Origin of the sequence: Nitrosomonas eutropha, from assembly GCF_900116685.1 — a bacterium.
Classification (GTDB): Bacteria; Pseudomonadota; Gammaproteobacteria; order Burkholderiales; family Nitrosomonadaceae; genus Nitrosomonas; species Nitrosomonas eutropha_A.
In genome coordinates, this window is sequence record NZ_FPBL01000007.1 from 1 (window position 1) to 12,897 (window position 12,897).

Genomic DNA, 12,897 nt, shown 5'->3' on the forward strand with positions numbered 1-12,897 from the left:
CACTCCACGCTCGGGTATATCACACCGGTTGATTATGAGTTACATGCTGTAGCAAAAGAACCTATCGCAGGGTCTGAAATTACTTGACCACTACATCAAATCTGCCCTTCACGGCATCTTACGCATTCGCCATACCCTCTACCAGATTATTGCCCATCGGCTGCAGCTTCGCTCCACTCCTCCTCCCCACGCTCAGTCACCCTCACGCGATTGTGCGCGCCTCACTTCGTTCGTTACGACCCACTTACGTGTGGGATTGATACCCACAGGCATACGCCCATCATGCTGGGTGCACCAAATAAAAAGCCAGCACTTAGGCTGGCTTTGATAAATGGTGGGTCTGGTAGGACTTGAACCTACGACCAAGGGATTATGAGTCCCCTGCTCTAACCAACTGAGCTACAGACCCTGATGATAGAAGTTATTTATAGCTTTTTTATTAATTTGATTAATATATTATCAGGAATTTCCACTATCCAGGAAGCTGCGCAGTCGGTCAGATCGAGCAGGATGTCTTAATTTTCGCAGTGCTTTTGCCTCAATCTGGCGAATCCGTTCACGCGTCACATCAAACTGCCTTCCCACCTCTTCCAGAGTATGATCCGTATTCATTTCAATACCGAAACGCATGCGTAAAACTTTTGCTTCCCGAGGCGTTAAAGAGTCCAGTACATCTTTTGTGACAGTGCGTAATCCCGCATAAATAGCAGCATCGGCCGGTTCCATGGTAGAGACATCTTCAATAAAATCTCCCAAGTGAGAATCCTCATCATCACCAATAGGTGTTTCCATTGAAATTGGTTCTTTCGATATCTTGAGGATTTTTCTGATTTTTTCCTCAGTCATCTCCATTTTTTCTGCAAGCACTGCAGGTTCCGGCTCTTGTCCGGTTTCCTGTAGAATCTGACGAGATATACGATTCATCTTGTTGATAGTTTCTATCATGTGCACAGGGATGCGAATAGTACGCGCCTGATCTGCGATAGAGCGTGTAATCGCCTGACGGATCCACCATGTCGCATACGTTGAAAATTTGTATCCACGTCGATATTCGAATTTATCAACTGCCTTCATCAATCCGATATTACCTTCCTGTATCAGATCAAGGAACTGCAATCCGCGATTAGTGTATTTCTTGGCAATTGAAATAACTAACCGCAAATTAGCCTCTGTCATTTCGCGCTTTGCGCGTCGTGCTTTGGCTTCACCCGTCGTCATACGACGATTAATTTCCTTCAATTCCTTGATAGGAATACCAGCTTGTTTCTGAAGAGTAAGCATCTTCTGCTGCTGCTCCATAACAGCCGGACGATAGTGCTCAAGAGACTGACTGTAAGACTGATTTGCACCCACTTCCGAGTCGATCCAGTCAACATTTATTTCGTTACCTGGAAATGCCTTAATAAAATGATTTCGTGGCATTCTCGCCCGCACAACACACAATTCGGCAATTTTGCGTTCGCAGCTGCGAATATCATTCACAATAGTGCGTTGTGTATCACACAACCTTTCAACCATCTTGGCCGAGAAGCGCATTGCCATCAATTCGGCAGAAATTTTTTCCTGTAGCTGCTTGTATTTCTTGTCCTGGCGCCCACCACCCTTTTTATCAATGATTTTTTTCATATCATCATAGGTTTGACGTATCACTGCAAAACGCTCCAGCACCTCATTTTTCATCTTCAGCATATCGGCATTAGCTGAAGCCATTTGCTCTTCTTCAGTTTCATCTGAATCAAAGTCCTGATCCAGTGATTCTTCAGGCATTCCCTTGCCTATAATTTCCTCTGTATCGTCATCCAAGAAACCATCGACCAGCTCGTCTGCGCGCAACTGGCCGCTTTCCACATCTGCAGCCAGCCCAAGGATGTTTTCTATAATTGTCGGGCAGGCAGAAATTGCCTGGATCATATGCCTTAAACCATCTTCGATACGCTTGGCGATTTCTATTTCACTTTCTCGCGTCAACAACCCTACCGAGCCCATTTCACGCATATACATCCGTACTGGATCTGTGGTACGTCCAAACTCCGAGTCCACACTGGAAAGTGCCGCTTCCGTTTCTTCAGCCACATCTTCGTCAGCCACTGCTGTCGCTGTATCCGACATCAGTAAAGCTTCTGCATCAGGCGCCTCATCGTGCACCGAAATACCCATGTCATTGATCATACTGATAATGCTTTCAATTTGATCAGCATCCAGCATATCGTCCGGCAAGTGGTCGTTAATCTCAGAGTAAGTCAAATAACCGCGTTCCTTACCCTGCATAATTAATTTTTTCAAACGCATTCTGCGTAATTCGACATCATCGCCCAATGATATGGACACGGAGTTCCCGCTGAGTTCAATAACCTGCTTCTCTGAAAGAGGGCTTTTACCTTTTTTACTCACTTTGTTTTTTTCAGAAATGTCATCAACGGGTTTCAACTCTTCCACTCCTGTTTCAAGCGACACCACATCCTGTCCGGACGAGGCAGTTAGATCACTGCTTAACTTCGTTCCCTTGACAGATTTTTTCTTGGTGATCACCTTCTTTTTAACAGACGGCCCCCCTGATTCAACCACAGAAATATCGCTAGTACCCTTAACCACCACTTTAATCTCATCATCGTGGACTGTAACAGGCGCTTTTTTGCTTTTTGTTTCAGTCGTTTTTTGTGATGTAACAGTATTTTTTTTAGCTGATTCTGACACTTTTGCTTTTGCCATGCAGAGCACCCATTAAGACTAAAGACGAAACAAACCGAAAGCTTTTAATTGTATCAAACTTTTGACACACTTTTAATATATGAACAAAAGTATCGCTTATCAACCAATCACGGCAACACAATTTGGTATATCCAAAATTTTTTATTTTGATCATCTTGTAAAAAATACCCCGTGCACCATAGCTCAGGAAAGTATCAATCGACGCAACTCTTTTTTCTCTTCCGGAGTAAGTGATGCAAGCGGCCTATTGTGTAATTCTGACACTCTCAACTTACGCTGAGCTTCTCGTAATCGCACCATTGCCCCAGTAAATTCAGCATCGATATCCCAATCTACATCTTTTACATATATATCCCGGGCAATCTTTTCCAATAAAACACGATGTGGTGTTTGATCAAGATGCAACATGATTGCTACTGAATTCAATTCATCCATCGAAGCACAGGAAGATGTTTTAAGAAAATCCACCAATGCAGCCAACAATGCTTTTTCCTCACTTTGGCCATCATTTAATGCAAAAAGATCTGTATCCAGCTTATCCACATAAGCTGGAGTGTGTAGCAAAATCTGTATCAACCTTCGATATGGCGTAACTGATAATGGCCTGGATACGCTTGAACGAGATGTGGAAGGCTGATTCTTCTTTCCGGGTTTCAGAAAAGCAATCAGCTGATTCTGATCCACTCCAGCCAACTCAGAAATACGCTTCATTAACATAAATCCAAATACAGGAGCATTAATCTGCACAAGCAGCGGCTCTGCCTGCTGAACCAATCGAGCACGCCCTTCACTCGTACCAAGATTCACACGACTGGATAACTCTTTACAAAAAAATACGGATAGCAACTGAGCTTTTTCCAGCAGATCTTCAAAAGCATCCTTGCCATATTTGCGAATATAGCTATCTGGATCCTCCTTATCCGGCAAAAATAAGAATTTGATATCCTTTCCATCTTTGAGTTGCGGCAAACTGGTTTCCAATGCTCGCCAAGCAGCTTTTGTACCAGCTTCATCTCCATCAAAACAAAAAACCACTTCATCTGTATAACGTAAAAGCTTCTGAATATGCGTAGACGTCGTTGCCGTACCTAAAGTTGCCACTACGTTCTCAATGCCGTACTGCACAAGCATTACAACATCCATATAACCTTCTACGACGACCACCCGACCTGATTTTCGGATTGCCGGACCAGCTGATACCAGATTATAAAGTTCGCGTCCTTTGACAAATAACGAGGTTTCCGGTGAATTGAGGTACTTCGGTTCATTCCCATCCAATGCTCGTCCGCCAAACCCTACTATTTTCTTTTTATGATCGAGAATAGGGAACATGATCCGATGACGGAAGCGGTCATAGTTTTTCTTACCTTCATGAGCAACGATCAAGCCTGATCGCACCAGCGCGTGACTGGAGCCACCTGGCGGATAATCTGTAAAGATCTCAGCCAGATTTTGCCAACCGGAAGGTGCGTATCCGATTCCAAAACGTAAAGCAGTCTGCCCTGAAACACCCCGATCTTTCAAATAAGCAATCGCCAACTCTGATTGTTTAAGTTGCACACGATAAAACTTTGCAGCCTGCTCCATCCGCCCATACAAGTCAGGCGATGTTTGTATAACCTCACCCACCTCATCGAATCTCACTTCATTCAATGAAGCTTCGCTTGGATCAGGCGCTCTTGAATTAACATTTTTCCAAGCAGGAATCTGCATACCAGCATGCGCCACGAGACTTTCCACTGCTTCGACAAAACTGACTCCACTATGTTCCATCAAAAAGTTAATAGCATTACCATGTCTGCCACAACCAAAGCAATGGTAAAACTGCTTCGATGAATTTACAGTAAATGACGGAGTTTTTTCATTATGGAAAGGACAGCACGCCGTAAAATTTGCGCCCGCCTTTTTAAGTTGAAGATGTCTTGTAACAATATCGACAATATCGATACGATCCAGCAATTCCTGGATAAATGGCTGCGCAATCATTTATAGGTAATAAATTTCCGATAAAAGACCACTCGGGGTACACCTCTTCCGAAGTATGCCTGCCTGGAAACAGGTATCAGTTGGCTAGCTTCAGCTTAATTTGATGCGATTTTTTCCTTTACCAGCCGGGATACCCTTCCCATATCTGCCTGACCTGCAAGCCTTGGCTTAAGAAGCGCTATGATCTGCCCAATTTTTAGTGATCCACTTTCTCCAAGTGAAGCAATCACTTCATTTATCGTAGCATCCAGCTCAGCATCACTTAGTGCTACAGGCATATACACCTGCAGAACCTCTACCTCAAATTTTTCAATATCTGCCAAATCTTGACGCTGTGCCGCTTCATATTGTGAAATGGAATCCCTACGCTGCTTAAGCATTTTCTCTATCACAGTAACTACGGCACCATCATCCAGCTCAATCCGCTCATCAACTTCTCTTTGTTTTAAGGCAGCTTGCAGCAAACGTAACGCGTCTCGACGCTTCACGTCCCCTGCACGCATTGCCGACTTCATATCCTCGGTTATTTTTTGCCTTAATCTCATGAAATGATGAAATCCAGAAAAACAGATGGAATCAATACAATTTGGGGGGCAACATCTGACTACGTAACCGTTTATAGGTACGCTTTACCGCCGCAGCATGTTTACGCTTACGCACAGCTGTGGGTTTTTCATAAAATTCCCGTGCGCGCAACTCGGTCAGTAAACCTGTTTTTTCAATAGAACGTTTAAAACGCCGCATTGCAATTTCAAATGGCTCATTTTCCTTGACTTTAACAGTAGTCATAAAGTAATAATTCCTTTCGGTCTCCTTTGATTGTTTTCCATATCACACAAAGCAAGCGTTAATCGGTTTGCCCTGCAGTTAAAACTAAGTTATAAACCTGACTGATTCCTTGTTTGAATAATGAAGCAACACAAGTTAGCTCCAAACCAGCCCGCTTTCTCCAAGGCCTGTTTGCCCAATTGGCCTCGAAAAATCCCGCTAGTTTAACATCAATCATTTTTTTCCAAAAGAAAGTTTGATCACCACAAAAAATATTTCTCACCAAAAATCTCAAAATGCTCGTATTAGGTATTGAAACTTCATGTGATGAAACAGGCATAGCGCTCTATGATACCCGGCGAAGATTGCTTGGCCACGCTCTGTACTCTCAAGTTGACATGCATCGTGATTATGGTGGCGTTGTGCCGGAACTCGCATCACGTGATCATATCCGTCGGGTATTACCCCTAGTCGCCCAGGTACTCGAACAAACGAATATTTCTCTGGAAGCTATTGATGCAATTGCCTATACCCAGGGTCCAGGACTTGCGGGGGCGTTATTGACAGGTGCGAGTATTGGCAATGCACTAGCTTTTGCACGCAACATCCCCGTATTGAACATTCATCATCTTGAAGGTCATCTTCTTTCCCCACTTTTATCTGATCCGGCACCTGATTTTCCGTTTGTGGCGCTGCTTGTATCCGGAGGACACACTCAATTAATGCACGTAAAAGGAATCGGGCAATACAAGCTATTGGGTGAAACAGTAGATGATGCGGCAGGAGAAGCATTTGATAAAACTGCAAAACTATTGGGCTTGGATTATCCGGGTGGAAAATTGCTCGCAGACCTGGCGACCCAAGGCCAGCCGGGAAGATTTAGACTTCCACGCCCCATGCTTAACAGTAACGACCTGAATTTCAGTTTTAGTGGATTAAAAACAGCCGCAGCTTTACTCATTAACAAACACAAACAGAAAGCAAGCACTCAAACCCGTGCCGACATCGCACTTGCTTTTGAAGATGCGGTTACTGACGTACTGGTAAAAAAATCTATTACTGCTTTAAAAATCACCAGATTGCAACAACTGGTTGTAGCCGGTGGTGTAGGCGCAAATAGCCGTTTACGCCAAAAACTGCAACATCACCTGGCTGGAACAGGTATTGTCGTCTTCTTTCCTGAACTGGAATTTTGTACTGATAATGGTGCAATGATCGCCTTGGCCGGCGCATTACGTTTGCAGCAGCTCAACGAAAAACCACCCGGATCAGACGGCAGCTTTACTATCAAGGCTCGCTGGAACCTGGAAGATTTATGAAAACATACAGCTTGAAATCAGCTACTTTTGTCTATCCTTGCTTCCTTGCCGGCGATCAAGTTAGCAATATTCGATTGATGCTTTAATATCAAGAGTATGGATATGATGAGCACGGTTATTGTCAGCATCTCTTTCTGCAATAAAAAATAGGTGTACAACGGTGCAAGTAGAGCTGTCAATAAGGCAGATAATGAAGAAATACGCGAAAACAGTGCAACGATTATCCAAGTCAATATAGCAAGAATACCTAACCAAGGATTTAATCCCAACAGTATGCCTGCCGATGTGGCAACGCCTTTTCCACCTTTAAACGCAAGAAAAACCGGAAACAAATGTCCCAAAAATACTGCAAGTGCTGCGCTGGCAATGACTTCATCACCTAATCCCAGAGCATTACCAAAATATTTAGCGGCCACAACCGCTACCCAGCCTTTACCTGCATCTCCCAATAATGTTACTGCCGCTGCCGCTTTCTTACCGGTACGCAATACATTCGTTGCTCCGGGATTACCGGAACCGTAACTACGCGGATCCGGAAGCTTGAATAACCAGCTTGCAACAATAGCAAAAGAAATTGAGCCCAACAAGTAGGCAGAAAAAATCAGAATCACCGTAATCATCAAAGCTTTTACATTCCAATAAATAAACTAAAATTGTGAAATCCTAGTATTACCCGTAATCCCCAAGTCAACCCGGAACCTGTCTATGGATATCATCTTTCTCAAAGAATTCAGAATAAAAACCTTGATCGGTATTTATCCTTGGGAAAGGAAAATTCCGCAAACTATCGAATTAAATCTTGAGATTGCTTTGCCTTCTCAACAGGCCAGCAAGACTGATTATATTGAAGATACGCTGGATTATTCACAAGTCGCGTATAAAATTAATTCAATGCTCGATCAGCAACATTTTTCTTTACTGGAAACGCTCACAGAAAACATTGCTCAGATGATTCTTAATGAATTTGGTTCACCTTGGGTAAAAATCAGTGCAGCAAAGCTAGATGTTATTCAAGGGGTAAAGCAGCTTGGTATCTGCATCGAGCGCAGTCGATTGTAATCATCCTGCCTGTTTGTTCTGGTAGTGTGTTGGATCGGGAATATTTGCCGCTGCAAAACCAGCTCGGCGGATATGGCACGCATCGCACTGACCACAAGCCCACCCGCTTTCATCTGCCTGGTAACAGGAAACAGTCATACTGTAATCTATTCCAAGCCCTATACCGCGATGAATGATGTCATGCTTGGGCAGATTAATTAAAGGAGCATGCACCTTTAGAAGATTGCTCTCTCTTCCTGCTTTTGTGGCCAGATTCGCCATTTTCTCAAAGGCATCAATATAATCCAGTCGGCAATCAGGATATCCAGAATAATCAACAGCTGTTACACCGATAAAAATATCCTGGCTGCCCAGCACCTCCGCCCACGCCAGCGCCAGCGACAACATAATGGTGTTCCGGGCCGGAACGTAAGTGACTGGAATTCCTGGGCTGGTGCCATGTATCGGAACAGTAACAGAAGGATCGGTCAACGCAGAGCTGGCCAGAACAGTCAAATCCAGCTTGAGGAATTGATGATCATGGACTTGAAGTGATTGGCCGATTCGCATCGCAGCAGTTAACTCAGCAGCATGACGCTGACTATAATCAACACTGAGTGCGTAACAAGCAAACCCGTTTTCCTTGGCAATAGCAAGTGTTGTAGCGGAATCCAGTCCTCCTGATAACAGCACAACTGCTTTTTTCATGAAGCAAGCCTGTCTACTGTTTTATCGCCCGACACACTCCCCCCAAAGTAACTTATGTAGCTGGAACTGCAAACGAACCGGTAATCGATCTTGCAATATCCAAGCTGCCAGTGCTGCGGGATCAAGCTGGTTATAGACTGGGGAAAACAAAACCGGGCAGATGTTATCCAACTTCAGCTTCAAGAGTTTTTGCATCGCCCAGTCATAATCAGCCCGATCACACAGTACAAATTTTATTTCATCATGAGCAGTTAAGCAGTCGAGGTTATTCCAGTAATTTTTTTCCATCTCACCAGAACCTGGGGTTTTTATATCCAGAATTCTCGATACACGCGTATCTACTCGTGAAATATCCAGTGCTCCGCTGGTTTCAAGAGAAACAGAATATCCTTGATCACACAAAGCTGTCAGCAGAATCAGGCAGTCGGCTTGAGCTAACGGCTCCCCTCCCGTAACGGTGACATAATGCGGAGAAAATGAAGCCACTTTGTGCATGATTTCATTGATATCCACACTTTCACCACCAGAAAATGCGTAGCTGGTATCACAATATCCACAACGTAACGGGCAGCCGGTCAGACGGATAAATACCGTGGGCAGTCCCATCCGACTTGTTTCCCCCTGAAGCGAATAGAAAATTTCCGTAACTCGTAACATCGGATCCTAACGGAACTGGGATATTCCCCCTGATTGCCAAGAGGAGTTTAAAAATGAGTAGAACAAGTTGTGCTAAATTTTAGCAGCATATCTATTTGAGAGATCCCAGACGACGCTTGGCCTTTTCTGCCGCCTCAGTACCGGGGTGGTTCGCAATGAGATTTTCCAATGTTTTTCTGGCAGCAGCTTTTTGGCCGATTTCAACCTGGCTGCTTGCCATATTAAGAAGCCCATCCGGTATTTTGGGACTATCAGGATACGTTTCAATTAATCGCTGTTGCGCAGAAATCGCTTTGTCAAAATTTCTCATTGCGTAATGTGCATTTCCAATCCAATAGGCTGCGGCAGGTGCCAAAGCAGATTGGGGATGCTGGGACAAGAAACTCTCGAAACTGGCTATCGACCCGGAATAATCGCCATCCTTAAACAAAGCATAGGCTGCATCATAGCGATTGCGCTGCGCTGTATCCGGTAATTGCAGAATCACGGGCGTTTTGAGAGGCGTAGTATTTTTTATATCAGCAGCTGGCAGTTCTGATGCCGGGATAGAAATTCCGGCATCCGGCACAGAAACGCTCGCTGAACCAGGTTCAATCTGACGCAGTCGGTTATCAAGATCCAGATAAAAATCTTTTTGTCGCTTGCGTAATGACCGATTCTCATCCTCAAGTACCTCTATCTGTCCTCGCAGTTTTCCCATTTCCTCCTTGAGGGCTTCTGCCTGAGAATGCAATTCGATCAGAGATTGACCCATAAAAACTTCTTCCGTACGCTGCATGCGCGCTTCCATTTCCAACACCTTTGTGCGCAGCGCCTCCAACTGTTCACGTGTTTCAGAATCACCAAACAGTGCAGCTTGTGCAACGCCATAACCAAGAAGCAAAAGTAATGGCAAGAAAGCGCGCAAAAACATTAATACTCCCCTTGATAGAGAATATCAGTACGTCGGTTCTCGGTCCAGGATGATTCATCATTCCCCAGAGCACGCGGCTTTTCTTCACCCAGGCTGACAGCTTCAACCTGCTGATCACGGGCACCGGATAGCAACAGGATATCCTTCACACTGTTGGCTCGGCGTTGTCCAAGTGCAAGGTTATATTCCCGGCTGCCACGTTCATCAGTATTGCCTTGCAGTAACACTTGCGCATTCAGGTTATCACGCAAATAGCTAGCGTGTGCCAGAACCAGATCACGGTACTCGCCCTTTACCGTATAACTGTCAAAGTCAAAGTAGACACTGCGGCGAGACAATATGTTATTAGGGTCTTGCAATGGATTCATCCCAAATCCATCCGATCCGGCACCGCTTCGCATGCCCTCACCTTCCCCTCCTCTGTTATACGAATGATCCTCAACATCAGAAGTTTGTTGTGCATTATCGCTGGCGCAAGCTGACAGCAGGCTAATCGCCAATACTGCAAAAATTTTTTTCATTTCTCACCATAAATAAATAATTGACCCACATTCAATGAACATTTCTTACCCACATTACCGCTGTTTCAGTAACGGCCCCCAAACCGCTTCCCGGATATCTCCCGCTTCCTGCGAAAAACGACTTCTTGTCTGACCATCACTGGAAACGATGGATAATATACCACGCCCACTCACTTCCGTTGTGTACAGAACCATGCGATTATTAGGGGAGAAACTGGGGGATTCATCAAAACTGGAATCCGTTAGCAATTGCATCTGGCGAGTCGATAAATCCTGCACAGCAACGCTGAATCGGCCGGAATTTCTGTGGATATAGACAAACCGTTTTCCATCCGAGCTATAACGCGGACTGACATTGTAATCTCCTTCAAAGGTCAACCTCTCGGCAGCACCGCCAGATACCGGCATACGATATATCTGCGGACTTCCTCCTCTGTCAGAAGTAAATATCAGCCATTTTCCATCTGGTGAAAAATTTGGTTCGGTATCTATCCCAGGACTTTGTGAAATCCTCTGTAGCCCACTACCATCCGCATTGATTAGATAAATCTGTGATCCACCATGCAATGTCAAAACTACTGCTAATTTATTACCATCAGGCGACCAGGTCGGGGCACTGTTACTGCCTTTGAAATTTGCTACCACCTTACGTTCACGGGTTGCCAGCGCTTGCACATAAACCACTGGTTTTTTCTTTTCAAAGGAAGTGTAAGCAACTTTGCTAGCATCAGGCGACCAGGCCGGAGAGATGATCGGCTCGGTATACTCGATCAATGAACGTGCATTGAATCCATCATAATCTGACACTTGCAATGCATAGCGGCTTCCCTGTTTTCTAACGAAGGCAATCCTTGTACTGAATACACCAGGTTCATTTGTCAGCGCTTCATACACAATATCCGCAATACGATGTGCAAAAGCACGCAGCTGTTCGGTCGTAACGGCACCACTAAATCCGGTCAGTTGAACCTGTTTGGCAACATCCAGTAAGCGAAACTGGATATCCACCCGCCCGTCTGGCAACATTGATGCACTGCCGATAACCAGCGCACTTGCACCGCGCCCCAGCCAATCGACATAGCTCACCGGCTCCTGCGAAGTTAACCCCAACGGGTCAACCAGTTTAAATATCCCGCTACGCTCCAGATCAGCCGATATAATTGCCGAAATATTCTGGGGAAGTCCTCTTTCGCCATTAAACGGAGCTATAGCAATCGGCACCCTGTTAGCCCCACCACCAAAGATTTCAATATTAAGAGCAGCTTGTAGCGGTGTATTCATCCATAACAACAAAAATACACCGGTGCAATACAAAAAATTACGCATATGAATCACCATGTCATGTTGTAGAGGTAGATCAAAAACTATTCACGATAATAAACAGTAAGATTTAAATTACGAAACTCATTAAACAATCCAGGATCCGGAGGTAAAGGCAAGGGCTTAGCCAGATAAATCGCCCTCTCCACTGCCTCATCAAACGCAGCATAACTACTTGATTTGCGCAAAGTTACTACCAGCACATCTCCTCCCGGTAACAGAGTCACCATAAACTCAACTGCGGGATTTCCTGGAAGATCCGGTGGCATGATAATCCGGCTGCGAATCTTGGCCTGAATCATGGCTTTGTATTTTTCTATTTCACCCAGCGCTCTGGCTTGGGCTGCCTTCACTGCAGCCATCTGCTGTTCGCGCTGCTGAGTCTGCTCTTGTGCTTTAACTTGCTGTCGAGTGTCATCCTTTTTCTCAGTTTTTTGTTCGACTTTTTTGACAGGTTCAACTTTGGGTACTTCTTTCTTGATCGGTTCGGATTTCTTTACCCCTTCCTTGGATACTGGTTTCTCTACCGGTTTCTTGGCTAGTTCTTCTTTTGGTACTTCCTTTTTCACTGGCTCCGGGTTTTTTACTTCCTCTTTAGGTTGTGGTTTTTCCGTTTTATCCTTAAGCGCAATCTCAGGTTTACGCACTGGAGGAGGTGCCACTTTAATCACTGGCTGAGGCTGGGGTTGAGTTTTTTGCTGTGGCCGGGATTGCGGCTTAGCCGGTTGAGGCTGAGATGTTACCTTCGCAATAGGGGGTACAGGTTTGATCGGGCGCTGAGGCAGATCCGCCCATAAATCAACGGACATCGCTTCAGGTGCTTCATTCTTCCAGTTCAGGCCAAATACCAGCAAAGCGAGAAATGCTGCATGTACCAACAGGGCAAATAATGCCGCACGCAGTTTTCCAGGTTCGCTCTTATTCCTGGGCAGCCGGACCATTGCGCATACACCCCGAT

General features: G+C 45.0%; 14 protein-coding genes and 1 tRNA gene. 2 read left to right on the forward strand and 13 right to left on the reverse strand.

What is annotated here, in order from left to right; translation table 11 throughout:
- Nucleotides 1-332: 332 nt before the first annotated feature.
- The 6 genes from BM331_RS07945 to BM331_RS07970 all read right to left on the reverse strand — a co-directional run bounded on the left by BM331_RS07945 (nucleotide 333) and on the right by BM331_RS07970 (nucleotide 5,746).
- A tRNA-Ile gene (locus BM331_RS07945) sits at nucleotides 333-409 on the reverse strand.
- A gap of 50 nt (nucleotides 410-459) precedes the next feature.
- Entirely contained in the window at nucleotides 460-2,709 is a 2,250-nt protein-coding gene (gene rpoD, locus BM331_RS07950) for an RNA polymerase sigma factor RpoD (protein ID WP_177217850.1), read from the reverse strand.
- Between the two features lie 183 nt (nucleotides 2,710-2,892).
- Entirely contained in the window at nucleotides 2,893-4,695 is a 1,803-nt protein-coding gene (gene dnaG, locus BM331_RS07955; RefSeq protein ID WP_074928689.1) for a DNA primase, read from the reverse strand.
- A gap of 95 nt (nucleotides 4,696-4,790) precedes the next feature.
- A complete protein-coding gene (locus tag BM331_RS07960) occupies nucleotides 4,791-5,240 on the reverse strand; it encodes a GatB/YqeY domain-containing protein (RefSeq protein WP_074928691.1) in 450 nt (149 codons plus the stop codon).
- A gap of 31 nt (nucleotides 5,241-5,271) precedes the next feature.
- Nucleotides 5,272-5,484, reverse strand: coding sequence for a 30S ribosomal protein S21 (gene rpsU, locus BM331_RS07965; protein WP_011110871.1), 213 nt, complete (start codon nucleotides 5,482-5,484; stop codon nucleotides 5,272-5,274).
- Between the two features lie 58 nt (nucleotides 5,485-5,542).
- Nucleotides 5,543-5,746 carry a hypothetical protein gene (locus BM331_RS07970; protein ID WP_143100944.1) on the reverse strand — a complete coding sequence of 68 codons (204 nt, stop codon included), beginning with the start codon at nucleotides 5,744-5,746 and terminating at the stop codon, nucleotides 5,543-5,545.
- A gap of 13 nt (nucleotides 5,747-5,759) precedes the next feature.
- Between BM331_RS07970 and tsaD the strand changes: the two genes are divergently transcribed.
- Nucleotides 5,760-6,782, forward strand: coding sequence for a tRNA (adenosine(37)-N6)-threonylcarbamoyltransferase complex transferase subunit TsaD (tsaD, locus tag BM331_RS07975; protein ID WP_074928694.1), 1,023 nt, complete (start codon nucleotides 5,760-5,762; stop codon nucleotides 6,780-6,782).
- A gap of 17 nt (nucleotides 6,783-6,799) precedes the next feature.
- Here the strand turns inward: tsaD and plsY are convergent, their stop codons facing one another.
- The gene (gene plsY, locus BM331_RS07980) at nucleotides 6,800-7,402 is read right to left on the reverse strand and encodes a glycerol-3-phosphate 1-O-acyltransferase PlsY (protein WP_074928696.1); all 603 of its coding nucleotides are present in this window, start codon (nucleotides 7,400-7,402) and stop codon (nucleotides 6,800-6,802) included.
- 85 nt (nucleotides 7,403-7,487) lie between these two features.
- Between plsY and BM331_RS07985 the strand changes: the two genes are divergently transcribed.
- Nucleotides 7,488-7,841 carry a dihydroneopterin aldolase gene (locus tag BM331_RS07985; protein ID WP_074928698.1) on the forward strand — a complete coding sequence of 118 codons (354 nt, stop codon included), beginning with the start codon at nucleotides 7,488-7,490 and terminating at the stop codon, nucleotides 7,839-7,841.
- Here BM331_RS07985 and queC read toward each other — a convergent pair whose 3' ends face one another.
- The 6 genes from queC to tolA all read right to left on the reverse strand — a co-directional run bounded on the left by queC (nucleotide 7,842) and on the right by tolA (nucleotide 12,880).
- Nucleotides 7,842-8,528, reverse strand: coding sequence for a 7-cyano-7-deazaguanine synthase QueC (queC, locus tag BM331_RS07990; protein ID WP_074928699.1), 687 nt, complete (start codon nucleotides 8,526-8,528; stop codon nucleotides 7,842-7,844).
- 21 nt (nucleotides 8,529-8,549) lie between these two features.
- Nucleotides 8,550-9,185 carry a 7-carboxy-7-deazaguanine synthase QueE gene (gene queE / locus BM331_RS07995; RefSeq protein ID WP_074928701.1) on the reverse strand — a complete coding sequence of 212 codons (636 nt, stop codon included), beginning with the start codon at nucleotides 9,183-9,185 and terminating at the stop codon, nucleotides 8,550-8,552.
- Nucleotides 9,186-9,276: 91 nt separating this feature from the next.
- On the reverse strand, nucleotides 9,277-10,098 hold the full coding sequence (gene ybgF, locus BM331_RS08000) for a tol-pal system protein YbgF (RefSeq protein ID WP_074928702.1): 822 nt from the start codon (nucleotides 10,096-10,098) through the stop codon (nucleotides 9,277-9,279).
- Nucleotides 10,098-10,619, reverse strand: a complete 522-nt coding sequence (gene pal / locus BM331_RS08005; protein WP_074928704.1) for a peptidoglycan-associated lipoprotein Pal — start codon at nucleotides 10,617-10,619, stop codon at nucleotides 10,098-10,100. The genes ybgF and pal overlap by 1 nt, the downstream gene beginning before the upstream one ends.
- 54 nt (nucleotides 10,620-10,673) lie before the next feature.
- Complete coding sequence (gene tolB, locus BM331_RS08010) at nucleotides 10,674-11,945, reverse strand: Tol-Pal system beta propeller repeat protein TolB (RefSeq protein WP_074928706.1); 1,272 nt, start codon at nucleotides 11,943-11,945, stop codon at nucleotides 10,674-10,676.
- A gap of 38 nt (nucleotides 11,946-11,983) precedes the next feature.
- Entirely contained in the window at nucleotides 11,984-12,880 is an 897-nt protein-coding gene (gene tolA / locus BM331_RS08015) for a cell envelope integrity protein TolA (RefSeq protein WP_074928708.1), read from the reverse strand.
- Between the last annotated feature and the right edge of the window lie 17 nt (nucleotides 12,881-12,897).

What these genes read in the sequence shown, in the direction of transcription:
- dnaG (WP_074928689.1), bottom strand. Translation starts at nt 4,695, where the DNA reads ATGATTGCGCAGCCATTTATCCAGGAATTGCTGGATCGTATCGATATT.
- queE (WP_074928701.1), bottom strand. Translation starts at nt 9,185, where the DNA reads ATGTTACGAGTTACGGAAATTTTCTATTCGCTTCAGGGGGAAACAAGT.
- pal (WP_074928704.1), bottom strand. Translation starts at nt 10,619, where the DNA reads ATGAAAAAAATTTTTGCAGTATTGGCGATTAGCCTGCTGTCAGCTTGC.
- queC (WP_074928699.1), bottom strand. Translation starts at nt 8,528, where the DNA reads ATGAAAAAAGCAGTTGTGCTGTTATCAGGAGGACTGGATTCCGCTACA.
- tolB (WP_074928706.1), bottom strand. Translation starts at nt 11,945, where the DNA reads ATGCGTAATTTTTTGTATTGCACCGGTGTATTTTTGTTGTTATGGATG.
- tsaD (WP_074928694.1), top strand. Translation starts at nt 5,760, where the DNA reads ATGCTCGTATTAGGTATTGAAACTTCATGTGATGAAACAGGCATAGCG.
- plsY (WP_074928696.1), bottom strand. Translation starts at nt 7,402, where the DNA reads ATGATTACGGTGATTCTGATTTTTTCTGCCTACTTGTTGGGCTCAATT.
- rpoD (WP_177217850.1), bottom strand. Translation starts at nt 2,709, where the DNA reads ATGGCAAAAGCAAAAGTGTCAGAATCAGCTAAAAAAAATACTGTTACA.
- ybgF (WP_074928702.1), bottom strand. Translation starts at nt 10,098, where the DNA reads ATGTTTTTGCGCGCTTTCTTGCCATTACTTTTGCTTCTTGGTTATGGC.
- BM331_RS07985 (WP_074928698.1), top strand. Translation starts at nt 7,488, where the DNA reads ATGGATATCATCTTTCTCAAAGAATTCAGAATAAAAACCTTGATCGGT.
- BM331_RS07960 (WP_074928691.1), bottom strand. Translation starts at nt 5,240, where the DNA reads ATGAGATTAAGGCAAAAAATAACCGAGGATATGAAGTCGGCAATGCGT.
- tolA (WP_074928708.1), bottom strand. Translation starts at nt 12,880, where the DNA reads ATGGTCCGGCTGCCCAGGAATAAGAGCGAACCTGGAAAACTGCGTGCG.
- rpsU (WP_011110871.1), bottom strand. Translation starts at nt 5,484, where the DNA reads ATGACTACTGTTAAAGTCAAGGAAAATGAGCCATTTGAAATTGCAATG.